This is a genomic window from Yoonia maricola (assembly GCF_002797915.1).
Lineage (GTDB): Bacteria > Pseudomonadota > Alphaproteobacteria > Rhodobacterales > Rhodobacteraceae > Yoonia > Yoonia maricola.
Genome location: NZ_PGTY01000003.1, coordinates 458,352 through 472,283 on the forward strand (window position 1 = coordinate 458,352; position 13,932 = coordinate 472,283).

Annotated in this window: 14 protein-coding genes; 5 read left to right on the forward strand and 9 right to left on the reverse strand. The window is 54.8% G+C overall.

What is annotated here, in order from left to right:
• Nucleotides 1-8: 8 nt before the first annotated feature.
• The 5 genes from BC777_RS16575 to BC777_RS19400 form a co-directional block, all read right to left on the reverse strand.
• Nucleotides 9-440: a universal stress protein gene (locus BC777_RS16575; RefSeq protein WP_100369301.1), complete on the reverse strand. Its 432-nt coding sequence runs from the start codon at nucleotides 438-440 to the stop codon at nucleotides 9-11.
• Between the two features lie 300 nt (nucleotides 441-740).
• Nucleotides 741-2,051: a TRAP transporter large permease gene (locus BC777_RS16580; RefSeq protein ID WP_100369302.1), complete on the reverse strand. Its 1,311-nt coding sequence runs from the start codon at nucleotides 2,049-2,051 to the stop codon at nucleotides 741-743.
• Nucleotides 2,048-2,542: a TRAP transporter small permease gene (locus BC777_RS16585; RefSeq protein WP_100369303.1), complete on the reverse strand. Its 495-nt coding sequence runs from the start codon at nucleotides 2,540-2,542 to the stop codon at nucleotides 2,048-2,050. Before BC777_RS16585 ends, BC777_RS16580 begins: the two co-directional genes overlap by 4 nt.
• Nucleotides 2,543-2,627: 85 nt before the next feature.
• Entirely contained in the window at nucleotides 2,628-3,614 is a 987-nt protein-coding gene (locus BC777_RS16590) for a TRAP transporter substrate-binding protein (protein ID WP_100369304.1), read from the reverse strand.
• A gap of 100 nt (nucleotides 3,615-3,714) precedes the next feature.
• Nucleotides 3,715-3,861: a hypothetical protein gene (locus tag BC777_RS19400; protein ID WP_168769195.1), complete on the reverse strand. Its 147-nt coding sequence runs from the start codon at nucleotides 3,859-3,861 to the stop codon at nucleotides 3,715-3,717.
• Between the two features lie 255 nt (nucleotides 3,862-4,116).
• Here BC777_RS19400 and BC777_RS16595 point away from each other — a divergent pair, with 255 nt between their 5' ends.
• The 4 genes from BC777_RS16595 (at nucleotide 4,117) to BC777_RS16610 (ending at nucleotide 8,668) form a co-directional block, all read left to right on the forward strand.
• Nucleotides 4,117-4,797 carry a GntR family transcriptional regulator gene (locus BC777_RS16595; protein WP_100369305.1) on the forward strand — a complete coding sequence of 227 codons (681 nt, stop codon included), beginning with the start codon at nucleotides 4,117-4,119 and terminating at the stop codon, nucleotides 4,795-4,797.
• Nucleotides 4,798-4,857: 60 nt separating this feature from the next.
• Nucleotides 4,858-6,039, forward strand: coding sequence for a mannonate dehydratase (gene uxuA / locus BC777_RS16600; RefSeq protein ID WP_100369306.1), 1,182 nt, complete (start codon nucleotides 4,858-4,860; stop codon nucleotides 6,037-6,039).
• A 119-nt stretch (nucleotides 6,040-6,158) separates the two neighbouring features.
• A complete protein-coding gene (locus tag BC777_RS16605) occupies nucleotides 6,159-7,694 on the forward strand; it encodes an acyl--CoA ligase (protein ID WP_100369307.1) in 1,536 nt (511 codons plus the stop codon).
• Nucleotides 7,691-8,668 (forward strand): 2-dehydropantoate 2-reductase, encoded by a 978-nt coding sequence (locus BC777_RS16610; RefSeq protein WP_100369308.1) that lies wholly within the window; start codon nucleotides 7,691-7,693, stop codon nucleotides 8,666-8,668. Before BC777_RS16605 ends, BC777_RS16610 begins: the two co-directional genes overlap by 4 nt.
• A 33-nt stretch (nucleotides 8,669-8,701) precedes the next feature.
• Here the strand turns inward: BC777_RS16610 and BC777_RS16615 are convergent, their stop codons facing one another.
• From BC777_RS16615 to BC777_RS16630, 4 genes are all read right to left on the reverse strand, one after another.
• Entirely contained in the window at nucleotides 8,702-10,219 is a 1,518-nt protein-coding gene (locus BC777_RS16615) for a tripartite tricarboxylate transporter permease (RefSeq protein WP_100369309.1), read from the reverse strand.
• A gap of 35 nt (nucleotides 10,220-10,254) precedes the next feature.
• Nucleotides 10,255-10,758 (reverse strand): tripartite tricarboxylate transporter TctB family protein, encoded by a 504-nt coding sequence (locus tag BC777_RS16620; protein ID WP_100369310.1) that lies wholly within the window; start codon nucleotides 10,756-10,758, stop codon nucleotides 10,255-10,257.
• Nucleotides 10,759-10,817: 59 nt separating this feature from the next.
• The gene (locus BC777_RS16625; protein WP_100369311.1) at nucleotides 10,818-11,789 is read right to left on the reverse strand and encodes a Bug family tripartite tricarboxylate transporter substrate binding protein; all 972 of its coding nucleotides are present in this window, start codon (nucleotides 11,787-11,789) and stop codon (nucleotides 10,818-10,820) included.
• A gap of 156 nt (nucleotides 11,790-11,945) precedes the next feature.
• A complete protein-coding gene (locus BC777_RS16630) occupies nucleotides 11,946-12,800 on the reverse strand; it encodes a universal stress protein (RefSeq protein ID WP_100369312.1) in 855 nt (284 codons plus the stop codon).
• Nucleotides 12,801-13,108: 308 nt separating this feature from the next.
• Between BC777_RS16630 and BC777_RS16635 the strand changes: the two genes are divergently transcribed.
• A complete protein-coding gene (locus BC777_RS16635; RefSeq protein WP_245834415.1) occupies nucleotides 13,109-13,888 on the forward strand; it encodes a transglutaminase-like domain-containing protein in 780 nt (259 codons plus the stop codon).
• The last annotated feature ends 44 nt before the right edge of the window (nucleotides 13,889-13,932 follow it).

The following is a 13,932-nucleotide window of genomic DNA, read 5'->3' on the forward strand; positions in this document are numbered from 1 at the left end:
TACGTTCCTTATGCGACAACAGTGACAGGAACGCGCGCGTTCATGACAAGATTTGCAGTTGAGCTGCCGAACAGCCGCGATGTCAGACCACCGGCACTTGAGCGCGCTACGACGATTTGATCGGCGCCCTCACTATGTGCGACATCATCAATGGTATCTGCCACATCACCGTGGCGGACAATGGCGCGAGCAGAGAGCCCAGCGCTTTTCAATTCGGCGACCGCTGGATCGACAACGCGTTCCATCGCAACGGCGATTTCTTCTTCGCGTCGTTTATGGCGCTCTGCGTTTTCTTCGGCGGTTTGAAAAGAGAACGGTGACCATTCAATCACGTAAACCACAATCAATTCACAGGTTTCGGTTTTTTTCGCCAGGTTCTTGGCGAAATCAAGGGCCTTGCCCCCGGTACTGGCCCCGTCCAGGCCGATCACTAATTTCATGAGTCTGTTCCCCTATCTTCCATTGTTTGAATAGGCTTTCTCTTAGGATCACATGGAAGAATTGGCTTCATCCACACGTACGACAGTCAGATTGTCGCACCACCAGTTTACATATCGACCATGATAAGTGTGGCTGAATTCAGCCCATTTTACAGGCTATTCGGCTGTATGCTGCATAACTGTGCGGAAATTGGCCCGAAACAGGCATTTCGCCTTATCTATTGGCCCGCTAACGACAGAATTCCAAGAATTCTGCCGTTTTGGCGTAAAGCCAGCAAAAAGCTGGTAAAATCGGTCCGTTTACCTAAATGAGCCCGGCATTAACGTTTGGGGCAACCAGAGTGCGATTTCAGGGAAGGCTGCGATCAGCAATAGGATCAAAAGCATGGGCAACAGAATAATTGCCACATCCCCGATCACCTGCACAACATTCAGCCCGCCAATGGCTGCCGATATCAGCAAACATAACCCATAAGGCGGCGTGACCAGACCAAAGGCCAAAGCCACAATCCCGATGATGGCGAATGCAATCGGATCAATTCCGGCCGTTTGTGCAACCGGCATCAGAACCGTACCCAGAATGATAATCGTCGGAATGGCGTCAATGAAAAGCCCGAAGATCAGGAACAGCGCCGCGATGATCAGTGCAGTACCAAAAGGACCAAGATCAAGCGCGGTCATCGTGCCAACGATCAAACGCGGTGCATTATAGAACGACAAGAGCCAGCCAAAGGCAGAGGCCGTACCGATCGCAAAGAGCGAGATCGCAGCGAACCGTGCCGTGTCATAAAGAATATGCCCAAGGTCAGGCAGACGCACCGTGCGGTACACAAACATGCCAAGGATCAGCGAATAACCGGCAGCGATAATCGCGCTTTCAGTGGGTGTTACGAAACCGCCAACGATGCTGCCGATTACAAAGATCGGGGTCAGAAGCGCAAGGCTCGCGCCTTTGCAGGCCGCCCAGAACTCCGCGAATGTCGGCTTGCCCGAAATCGGATATCCGCGCACTTTGGCAAATCCATAAACCGTAGCCATCAAGGACAGACCAATCATCAAGCCCGGTATCGCGCCGCCCAGAAACAAGGCACCGACTGAGACCTGCATCACGCCGCCCCATACGATCATAAGGATCGACGGCGGTATGATCACACCCATCACAGACGAACAGGCCGTGATCGCGACCGCGAATTTGGTGTCATAGCCCTCTTTTTGCATGGCAGGGATCAGGATTTTACCACATCCGGCGGCATCTGCCGTTGATGACCCCGAAATCCCCGCAAAAAGCATGGACACGGCAACATTCACGTGGCCCAGACCACCGGGCATCCAGCCTGTCATCACGCGCGCCAGTTCGATCAACCGGTCCGTGACCTTGCCAGAGTTCATCAGATTGGCTGCAAGCAAGAAGAACGGAACAGCCAGCAGAATGAAGGAATTGTAAGACTGGAACATGCGGTCCAGCACGATAAAGGGCGTCAGGCGCAGCTCCAGCAGCACCAGCGGGATCGTTGACAGACCCAGCGCAAAGGCAACAGGGATCCGCAGAAACACGAGAACCAGAAAACAGCCCACCAACAGAGCACAGGCCAGACCACTTCCAACAATCATATGCGCTTACTTCCTGCTTGGCGGTAGGCCCTGAATTCTTCCCAAATCCGGTAGGCCGAAAAGACTGTCCACATCACACCCGCGATGGGTACGGAGACATAGGTGATGGCCAGATTGGCGCGCATCATGACGGATCGCTGGTTATTTCCAAATTCCACGTACTCGAGCCCGTAGTAGGCGAATAAAACGCCGAAAAATAAGATCGCAATATGCACGAATGCGTTTTGCAACAGGCGCAAAAGCGGCGACATCGCATCGGGTATGACCCTGACGTCAAAGTGCGTCCCATCCCACACCGCGACCATGGACCCAATCATAACAATCCATACGAAAATGAATGTCGAAAGTTCTTCGGTCCAAAGGTAGCTTGGAATAATGCCGGTGTAGCGCGAGATCACCTGCATAGCGACGGGGATAGCCAAGGCGCCCATCAGAACGCCCAAAAGAACCCTCAACCCGTCGCAGAATTTATCAAGAAAGGTGCCAATCATTGCATATATCCAGTTCATCCGGGTCAATGGACCCGATTGGCAGGGTCGAGATGGGGCAACGGCTTAGCCGCCGCCCCTCCCCAGTTTACATACCGCGAATGGCAGTCAGAAGCTCGGTCGCACCCAGTTCAGCGGCGTAGGCATCCTGCACCGGCTGAACAAGCTCCAGCATCGTGTCCCGCCCATCGAACTCATGCACGGTAATCTGACCTGCGTCGATCATTTCCTGCAGTTTTTCGCCGTCTTGTCCGCTTTCCAGCGCACGACCGAAGCTACCAGCCTCTGCGCCAGCGGCCATGATTGCGTCCTGAAGGTCAGTAGGAAGACCATCAAAGATTTTTGCAGACATGACGATCGGCCGCACAGTGATCGTGTGTTGAGTGAGTGAAATATGCGGCGCGACTTCGTAGAACTTGAGGTTCTGGATGGAAGCAGCTTCGTTTTCAAAGCCTGCAATCACGCCCGTCTGGATCGCGTTGTAGACTTCGTTATAGGCGATCGCAGAAGGGGCGGCGCCTGTTGCAGAGAATGTTTGCGCCTGAATAGGGGCACCCATCACACGCATCCGGTGACCAGCCAACTCTTCCATGTTCGTGATTGGCTCAGCAGAGGCAAGGTTACGTACACCGCCACCAGTGTAACCCACAATGACGATACCGGCCGCTTCACGCAGATCATCTTCCAGTGGCGTCAGCGTGTCTGACGACAGCACCGCATCCCAGTGGTCAAGATCACGGAACAGGAAAGGCATGTCCATCAAAGGAATGGATTCGGAAAAGACCGCCATGTTGGATGGCGCAAGGATGGTATAGTCGACCGCGACACCCTGGTTAAGGTAGGTGACATAGTCGCTCTCAACGCCCAGTTCACCATTCAGGCGCAGGTCGAACGCAATGTCACCGCCATAGTTTTCGGCAACCAGCTCTTCGAACTTGCGCAATGTGATTGTGAAAGCGTGCTCTTCGTCGAACATGCTTGCACCGCGCAGCGTGACATCCTGTGCCTGTGCTGCGGTGACTGTCATGGCCAGCGCTGCAGAAGCAATCAGGCCCTTTGTTGAAAAAAGAAACATTTTATCCTCCCTAGTGTGAAGCCGACTTTATGAGATACTGTTCCAGGCCGGCTTCTACCTGGGACTCGCGAAATGTTGTCGGCGGCTTACCGACAGACAATTAAGATGACGCAACACCCCCATGTGCATCGTTACAAATAGCAATGTTGAAACTGACGTCTTCGGCCGCAAGGAACACGGCAATCACATCGGCCGCGTCGACATAGCGACCACCAGTGACGATGGCTTTTGTTCCCTTTAAGGCCATTTTGCCTCCCTTGCCGCAACGAATGCGCACAGCATCATTTTGTTAGTCATGTTTTCTAGTATACTAGTCGTTTACAAGGCAAGCATTTTAGTTTCCCAAACTGGAAAAACTTATAACAATTTGTAAAATATATATAAAATCCGTAACATGTGAAAGTCGCATCTTTTCGCACAAGGCGTGGACTACAGAATCTGGGTTGGAAAAAAGCGAGCTGACAGCTAAGAGTCGTCGCATCGCCGGTGAGGAAAGAATGACATGGATACGTCAAATCGATTGATGGAACGCCAAACCAGCGCAGATATGGTCTTTGCAGTACTCTATGATGAAATCGTCGATCTCAGCCTTCTGCCCGGCACCAAGATGTCGGAAGCAGATGTTGCAAAACGGTTCGATCTTTCGCGCCAACCTGTGAGAGAGGCCTTCGGCCGTCTGAGCAAACTTGGTCTGGTTGCGATCCGCCCCCAACGCCCCACAGTGGTCCGCCACTTTTCTCTTGAGGACATTCAGAACACGCGCTTCCTGCGCGCCGCAATCGAATTAGAAGTGTTGCGCAGCGCATGTGATGAACGGGACACGTCATTTGATACCCATCTGGATGCATGTATGGAAAATCAAAGCCAAGCTATGGCGGACAATGACGCAGATAAGTTTCATGCTCATGACTACGATTTTCACCAGCTGCTCTGTGCCACTGCCAAAGCGGATTTTGCGTTTGAAATGATCTCAGGCAGCAAAGCGCAGGTTGACCGGCTCTGTATGCTAAGCCTGACCAGTCAGGCATCCATGAAAGACCTGTTTGAGGATCATGTCGAAATTCTCGATGCTGTCAGACAAGGCAACAAACGCAAGGTTGAAACCGCGATACGGCAGCATCTTGACCGGCTGACACCTATCATCAAGGCGGTGCAGGAAACGCATCCTGACTACTTTGAATGAGCCGCCCAAGCACATGACCCACCTCACCCCTAACCCGCAAAACCAAAGCAAGGCAAGCGGATGAAACAAACGTGGCGCTGGTTTGGGCCAACAGATCAAGTGACAATCGACGACATGCTGCAAGCCGGTGTCGCAGGCGTCGTGACCGGTCTTTACAATCTTGCCCCCGGTATCATCTGGTCCCGCGAAAGCATTGCCGCACGCAAAGCTGAAATCGCAGTCATGAACGATGGCACACCATCAGGACTGAAATGGGATGTGGTCGAAAGCCTGCCCGTCTCGGAAACGATCAAAACCAACAGCGGCGATTTTGCCGCCCATATCGCGGCCTACAAGGCATCACTGCGCAACCTTGCCGCTGAAGGTATCCGGGTTGTTTGCTACAATTTCATGCCGCTGCTGGATTGGACACGGACCGATATCGCCAAACGGATGCCGCATGGCGGTACCGCGATGAGCTTTGACCTAGCCGATTTTGCGATGTTCGATATGCATGTCCTGCAGCGCATAGATGCTGCGGCTGACTATACTCAGGCTATCTCATCGGCGGCCACCACGCGGTTTGAACAAACCAATAAAGCGGCGATAGACGCGCTGACGACGACAATCGTGGCAGGCTTGCCCGGCGCGGCTGAGCATCTTACGCTGGATGAGCTGCACATGGCTCTGGCCACCTATGACGATATCGGGCCCGATGCGCTGCGCCAAAACCTGACAGCATTCCTGCAAGCCGTTATCCCAACAGCAGAAGACTGCGGTATCCAGATGTGCTGCCACCCCGATGACCCGCCTTGGCCCGTGCTGGGATTGCCGCGGGTCGTTTCGACACAAGCCGATATCGCATTCCTTCTGGGCGCGGTCGACAGCCACGCCAGCGGGCTGACCTTTTGCAGTGGCTCGCTTGGCGCGCGGGCCGACAACGATCTGTGTGCGATCATCAATCAATTTGCTGATCGCATCCATTTTGCGCATTTACGCAATGTGCGACGCGCAGATGACACTGTGCCAACCAGCTTTTTCGAAGACGAACATCTGGCCGGATCAACCGATATGATCGCAGTGCTGCGCACGCTTTTGCAGGCGCACCCAAACCCGGATGCATTGCCCATGCGGCCAGACCACGGACAGGATATTCTGACAGACCTTGGGCAAAACAGCGCCCCAGGCTATCCCCTCTGCGGCCGCATGAAGGGTCTGGCCGAGCTTCGAGGCGCGATGATGGCGCTTAAGGCGGGGTCCTAAAACCGCCATAACACCGATACCGCGCGTGCGTTGATCGACCACTTTCCCCCCTTGCGCAATGGTTGCATGGTGCAGCATGTGCGCTATGGTTGTGTCATTCAAATAATCGGAGAGATAAAGTGTCAGATACGCTAAAAAGCTTACTCGCGAGCCATCCCGAAGCTGCACCCGCTATTGGTGCGCCCGAGCGTGACTGGCTCAGCTATGGTGGCTTGCGCGCGCTGGCTGATGAGGTCTCTGGATCACTTCATGATGCGGGTATCGGACGTGGAGATCGGGTGGCGATTGTGCTGCCCAACGGGCCCGAGATGGCAGCAGCTTTTATCACCATCGCACAAACGGCAGTGACGGCACCACTAAACCCCGCCTACCGCGAAGATGAATTCGCATTTTATGTCGATGACCTGAAAGCCAAAGCCGTCGTTCTGATGGCTGATGACGACGGCGCCGCCTATAAGGCAGCAAAGAAACTGGGCGTCACGATCCTGCGCTTATCAGTCAATAATGACGCCGCTGCGGGGCAATTCACGCTACAAACGGACGTGACCGGATCTTGCGATACGGCAGCGCCAGAGGCGAGTGATGTGGCACTGATCCTGCATACCTCAGGCACCACATCACGCCCCAAGATCGTGCCGCTCTTGCAATCAAACGTCGCCGCATCCGCACACAACATCGCCACATCGCTGGCACTGACGGCCGATGACCGCTGCATGAACGTCATGCCGCTGTTCCACATTCACGGCCTTCTGGCCGCTGTCTCTTCCACGCTCGCCACAGGTGGTCAGGTCTGGTGCGCGCCCGGCTTTGACGCGCTGCGTTTCTTTGGCTGGCTGCGGGACTGTGACCCAACATGGTACACTGCAGTCCCAACGATGCATCAGGCGATCCTATCGCGCGCACCGCGCAACGCAGAGATCATCGAAGCGGCGCGGTTGCGCTTCCTGCGCTCTTCATCAGCCTCCCTGCCCGGCCCGGTCATGGAAAAGCTGTTCGAAACTTTTGGTGCCCCCGTCATCGAGGGCTACGGCATGACCGAAGCTGCGCATCAAATGTGTTCGAACCCACTCAAACCCGGCGCACAAAAACCCGGCGCTGTCGGCGTACCTGCCGGCCCCGAAGTTCGCATTGCGCATGAGATCGAACCACAACTCACCGATGGCGCTATCGGTGAGATCGTGATCTCAGGCCCCAACGTGACGCCGGGATATGAAAACAATCCAGACGCCAACGCCAAAAACTTCTTTGACGCCGAAGGCAAGCGCTGGTTCCGCACCGGCGACCAAGGCACGTTTGACGCAGATGGCTATCTTTCTTTGACGGGCCGTCTGAAAGAAATCATCAACCGTGGCGGTGAAAAGGTCAGCCCGCTTGAGGTGGATGGTGTGCTGTCCGCGCACCCCGCCATCGCACAGGTTGTGACCTTTGCCCTACCCCATCCCAAGCTGGGTGAGGAAGTCGCCGCCGCCGTTGTCCTGCGCGAGGGTGAGGATATCAGCGAGCGTGATGTGCGCGACTTTGCCTCGGAACGGCTTGCTGACTTCAAAGTGCCACGTAAGGTGGTCATCCTCGATGAAATCCCCAAAGGTGCGACAGGGAAACTCCAGCGTATCGGGCTGGCTGAAAAACTGGGCCTTGTGGATACAGCATCATGAAGATCTGTATTTTCGGAGCAGGCGCTATCGGCGGCTACATGGGTGCCAAACTGGCTGAGGCCGGGGCCGACGTCAGCCTTGTCGCACGCGGGCCGCATCTGGCGGCAATGCAGGCAAACGGTCTGACGCTCATTGAAGAGGGCGAGACCCGGACGATGCCTGTCACGGTATCGGATGATCCGGCTGATCTGGGTCCACAGGACTATGTCATTGTCACGCTCAAAGCGCATTCTGTGCCGCCTGTGGTCTCCAAAATGAAACCGCTGATCGGCCCTGACACAACCATTGTGTCCGGTGTGAACGGTGTGCCGTGGTGGTATTTCCATAAAGTAGGCACCGATCTGGAAGGTACACGCCTTGCCAGTGTTGATCCGGGTGACGCACAATGGGACGGCTTTGGGCCGGACAATGTGCTGGGCTGTGTGGTGTATCCGGCGGCAGAGGTAATCGAGCCCGGTGTGATCAAGCACATTGAAGGCAACCGCTTTTCGCTGGGCGAGCCATCAGGCGAGAAATCAGAGCGGGCGATGCGCCTTTCAAAGGCGCTGAGTGCGGCAGGATTAAAGGCACCCGTACGTCCCAAAATCCGGGATGAGATTTGGATCAAGCTTTGGGGGAACCTGTCGTTCAATCCAATCTCGGCCTTGACCCATGCGACGCTGGATGTGCTTTGCACCGAGCCCGGCACGCGCGAGGTTGCGCGCAACATGATGCTTGAAGCACAGACCATCGCCGAAAATCTGGGTGTCAAATTCCCCATTGATGTGGATCGCCGTATTCAAGGTGGCGCTGATGTCGGTGCGCACCGCACGTCAATGTTGCAGGACCTTGATATGGGCCGCCCGATGGAAATTGATGCGCTGGTCGGATCAGTGCAAGAACTTGGGCGTGTGACCGGGACACCGACGCCGACCATCGATACTGTGCTGGCACTGGTGCAATTACGCGGTAAGGTTGCAGGTCTTTACAGCTAAACCGGGACATTGATTGACAGAAAAAAGCCAGCGTTACGACGCTGGCTTTCTCTCGTCACGCATGCGGCGCACAACCTTAATTGCTGGCAGGAAGATCAGGACCAACGCAATGATCGTGATCGGCCCCGCAACCGGGCGGGTGAAAAAGATTGACGGATCACCCGATGACAATAGCAGGGACTGGCGCAAAGTCGGCTCGGCGATTGGCCCCAGCACGATGGCGAGTACGGCGGGTGCCAACGGGTAATCGAACTTGCGCATAAAGAAGGCACCAAGGCCGAAAAGAACGATCAGCCAGATATCAAACATGTCGCGCGTCGCCGCATAACCGCCCGCAATCGATAGGACAAAGATCATCGGGGCCAGGATGGTAAATGGCATCCGCAACATCCAGATGAAGACCGGGATAAACGCGAGGTTGATCAAAAGGGCCGCCACATTCGAAATATAGAACGACCCGATCAAACCCCAGACGAACTCTTGTTCGTCCACAAACAGGCGCGGGCCGGGCACCAAGCCCCAGATCACCATGCCACCCAGCAGGATCGCTGTGGTGGGCGAGCCGGGGATACCGAGCGTCAGCATCGGCAGCATTGACCCCGTGGAGGCAGAGTTGTTGGCGGCCTCTGGCGCAGCCACACCATCGGGCGAGCCTTTACCGAACTCCTCGGGCTTGCGCGATACCATCTTGGCGACACCATAAGACATTAGCGAACCGGGGGTGGCCCCCGCTGCGGGCAAAACGCCGACAAAGAAGCCTAAGAACGACCCAATCATCGTGCCTTTCCAGCCACGCTTCGCCGCCTCTTTTGTATCCGATGCCATCCCTTTGATCGTCATCTTCGGGGTTGTCGCGGTGACATCACCGCGTGTCTGGTCAATCGTCCACAGCATCTCTCCGATCCCGTAGACACCGATCGCCAGCACCAGAAAACCGATCCCTTGCAGAAACCCATTATAGTCAAACAGCACAAGGCGCGGCGCGCCTGAAATCTGGTCAAACCCAACCGCGCCCAGCACAAGGCCAAAACAAATCGAGAAAACAGTTTTGGGAATATCATCACCGCCAAGGCCGACAAAAGTAGCAAAAGCGAGCAGCATCAGCGCAAACACCTCGGGCGGTCCAAAGGATAGGGCGACGGAAGCCAACAAAGGTGCAAACAGCGTGAATAAAACATTGGCAACAGTGCCGCCAATAAAAGACGCCAATGCAGCCGTCACAAGCGCAAGGCTCGCGCGGCCTTGTTGGGCAAGCGGCCTGCCGTCAAACGTCGTGGCTACTGCGGTCGATGCCCCCGGAATACCCAAGGTAATCGATGAAACCGCGCCGCCATACATCGCGCCGTAATAGATCGCGGCTAAAAAGATAATCGCCGATCCCGGCGGCACCAGAAAGGTCACCGGCAACAAGATCGCCACACCATTGACCGATCCCAGCCCCGGCATCGCTCCGATGAACAGGCCAAGTGTGACGCCAAGCAGGATCATGACCAAATTCAGCGGCTGGAGCGACAACAACATGCCATCTGCAAGCAAAAGAAGGACGTCCATATTAAGTGCTTTCTGAGTGGTGGCGTGCCAATGCCTTAGTAGATGATCTCATAAAGGAAGTTGAAAACCGGGTCAGTGAACGGCAAACCCGATGGCATCGTGATCTGCATGGCCCCTTCAAAAAAGAAAAACAGCGCAACCGGCGTGATGAGCGATATGGCAAGGCTCAGGATCAAACCGTGCCGTCCCAAAAACCAGATGTAATAGAACAAAAACACGGCAATCGCACCGTACATCGAAATGATGCTGATCAAGGCCACGAAAACAATAATACCGCCGCCGACAAAAATCAGCGACTTCCACCCGTGGCGGTCAAGAACGGGATCTTCGGACTGCGATGCGGGGCTGGTTCCACGCCACCAGTTGATGGCGATACAGATACAGCTGATCAACATGATCGCGGAAAGCCAGAATGGCCACGCACCGCCACCGGGGCCTGTGCCTGCGATATATCCGATCGGCAGCTCAGTGCTTTTCCACATCAGATACAACGACAGAAGGGCCAGAAATCCCGCGGTTAGAAGTTCGCCGACGCGCATCTGGCCCTCCTTGTTGGTAAACGCCCCATTCGGGGTCTGAAGTTCAATCCCAGCTTGGGTTACTCACCCAAAGCGGCTAGCAGCGCTTGGTGATTTTCAACCTGCAGCGCCCAATAATCGCGCTGTTCAGCGGCATCCATCCATAGCGGGGACAAGCTTTCGGAGGTCAGATACCCCTGCCACTGTTCACTTTCATATACTTGGGTGAACAGGTCCTGATAATAGGCGGCGGCTTCTTCAGACATCCCCGGTGCACCCACAATGGCACGTTGGTTATAGTACGAAAAATCGTGACCCATTTCCTTGATTGTCGGCACATCAGGATATGCCGGCATACGTTCATCCGAGAAGGCAAGAAGCGGGACAAAATCACCGGCTTCATAAAAACCCTTTGCTTCTGCCGGGTTGTTCACGGTTGCCATAATCTGCTGACCTGCAAGGTCTTTGGCAACGGCACCGCCGCCGTCATAGGGGATATATTTGATATCCAGATCATACGCGCCGGACATATAGGCGATAACAATGCTGTCTTCCTGACCGGCACCCGTACCGCCCATGACAAACTCACCATCCATCTCCTGCACTTTCGCGACGTATTCTTCAAACGTCGTGATGCCGCTATCCTTGTGGACCCATAGGACAAACGGATCGACACCCATCATCGCCACAGGCGTAAATGTCTGGATATCAATCCCAAGGTTTTGCTGGCGCAACGGCGTCGTGAAGAAAGAGTTCAAAGTGACGAGGATCGTATGATCCGGATCGCTGGCCGTACTGACATGGATCAGCGCCTCTGCGCCCGATCCACCGCCTTTGTTGTTTGGAACAAGCGGACGGGTGGTCAGATCTTCCTGTTCGGCCACGGCCTGAATGAAGCGGGCGATCTGATCTGCACCGCCCCCGGCACCGGCCATGATCACAAAATCAATGGGTTTGCGTGGCTGCCAATCTTGCGCCACAGCCTGCATGGGCGCGGCAAACATCAATGCGGCACCGGCCATGCTCATAAGCATACGTTTCGTCAAATTCATCGGATAATCCCCTAAGATAGCTCTGCGTGTTTGAACCGGCGCATTATGATGCAACCGGGACCTGTACTTGGGAAAAAAATTCACCTGCAATACCAAGAAACTATCTTGTTAAAAATGTATTACAAGTAAAACTTTGTTGCGTCGTGAATGAATACTTTAGTGTACAAAAACAACGGGTATTTCTGCCTTATCTACAACGATCTGCGTATTCCCACCAAAGAGCGTCTCACGTTCATGATTCTGTCCGTAAGCCCCCATCACCAACAGGCTTGCGCCAAGTTCCGTTGTCTTTTTCAGCAGTTCTTCACCTGGGTTGCGACCATCGAACCGATGGACGTTCGCCGTGACCCCATGCAGTTGATAATAATTGACCAATTCATCTGCCGTGGCACCCTGTGTATCACTCATGCCGCCACTCAGAATGGTCACCGTATCCGCTGATTCGGCCAGATCCAGCGTCATCGCCACCGCGCGCGATGCTTCAAGCGATCCGTTCCAGGCCACAGCAATGTGCTGCCCAAAGTTGGACGGGGCGGACCTGCCCAGCGGGCACATCATAACTGGTCGTCCAGTACGAAACAGGGCCGACTTAAGCGAGTTAGAGCCCAAATTGCGGTCCCTGTCGGGTTTCGCAACCACCACAAGATCAGCAAGCCGTCCGTTGCGTTTGATGATATCGGCCATCAGACCATCTTCTTCTACAATATCAATTGAGGCCACATCGCGCTGCGTCCCGTCCATTTGCGTTAGACCAAGTGCTGCAGCCAAATCGTTCACCTGAGCGCGCGCACCCTCTTCTTCCCGCTCGGCAAGTTGACGGACCTGTTCCGCCAGTGTGTCGCGCGCAAAGGACGGCAGCTGTACGCCGTAAGGCATTAGATCCTCGGTCCGCGCCCGGCAATGCGCGACAACAATATGCGCGTTGTGGCGTGCGGCAAGGGCGGCAGCGTGACCCAATACTGTTTCGATCATACCATCGCCGCGCACGGGAACGAGTATCTTGCTGGGCATGGGTGATTATCCTTTTCGTCGTTATCGCACAAAGTCCATTTAGCGCCGATGGAACATCTTCTCGCTGTCATCAGCGGCATCGTGCCAGCCAAGTAGCACGGGCCATATGCACAACCTATTGTAGTGCGGATATGCGAAAATCCCCAAACGAAAACATATACGGCACTGGGCCCTCACCGCCGCCGAACGACGTTACAATCTACGCCGAAGTTCAAAAGATACGCGGGTATCGCCGATTTTGATGCAGCGCACCTCGACAATGCGGCCTGATAATGAAAGCGTATCGATCTTTGGGATGATGGCTGACGATGCGGATATCCATCCAGACACATCTGCAATACGTAATGCACGGCAACGGCAGCCTTTTGTTGCAAATAGAGGCAGCACAGGACGACACGCAAGTGATCGTACAAAGCAACCTGCACACCAAACAGCCACTGGCATGGAACGTGATTGGCGGCGAAGATGGCGTGGGCCAACGTCGCTGGGCCGAGGTGGGAGGGAACTTTGCATGTTCCTACCATGCACTCGTGGACATAGATCGCCCCTCCATGCAGCTACCGTCACTCAAAACAAGCCCGATAGCAGCGCTATCAGAAAATGTGACACCCTACATTATGCCATCTCGCTACTGTCACCCGGAAGCGTTTTTCGCTTTTGTACCCGCGCAGTTTGGTGATGCCTCAGGCGGCACACTCGTGCAGCAGATGAGCGATTGGATCTACGATCATTTCACCTATGACAACGCCGCCAGCAACGGCGCGACAACTGCAACCGATAGTTTTCACGCGATGGCTGGTGTCTGTCGGGACTATGCCCATGTTCTGATCGCGATGGCGCGCGCGGTGGGCATCCCCGCACGCATGGCGAGTGTCTACGCACCCAATGTCAAACCGCAAGATTTTCACGCCGTCGTCGAGGTTTATCTTGAAGGTGCTTGGCATCTTGTCGATCCGACAGGCATGGCCGATCCTGACCAGATGGTGCGTATCGGGGTAGGCCGTGACGCCGCTGATGTATCTTTCATGACGTCTTATGGTCAAATGGATCTGCTTGCGCAGACTGTCGATGTGCAGGTTATCGCATAAAATATGCCATTCCGCTATCGTCTTGTAACTATTTGAAGAACCGC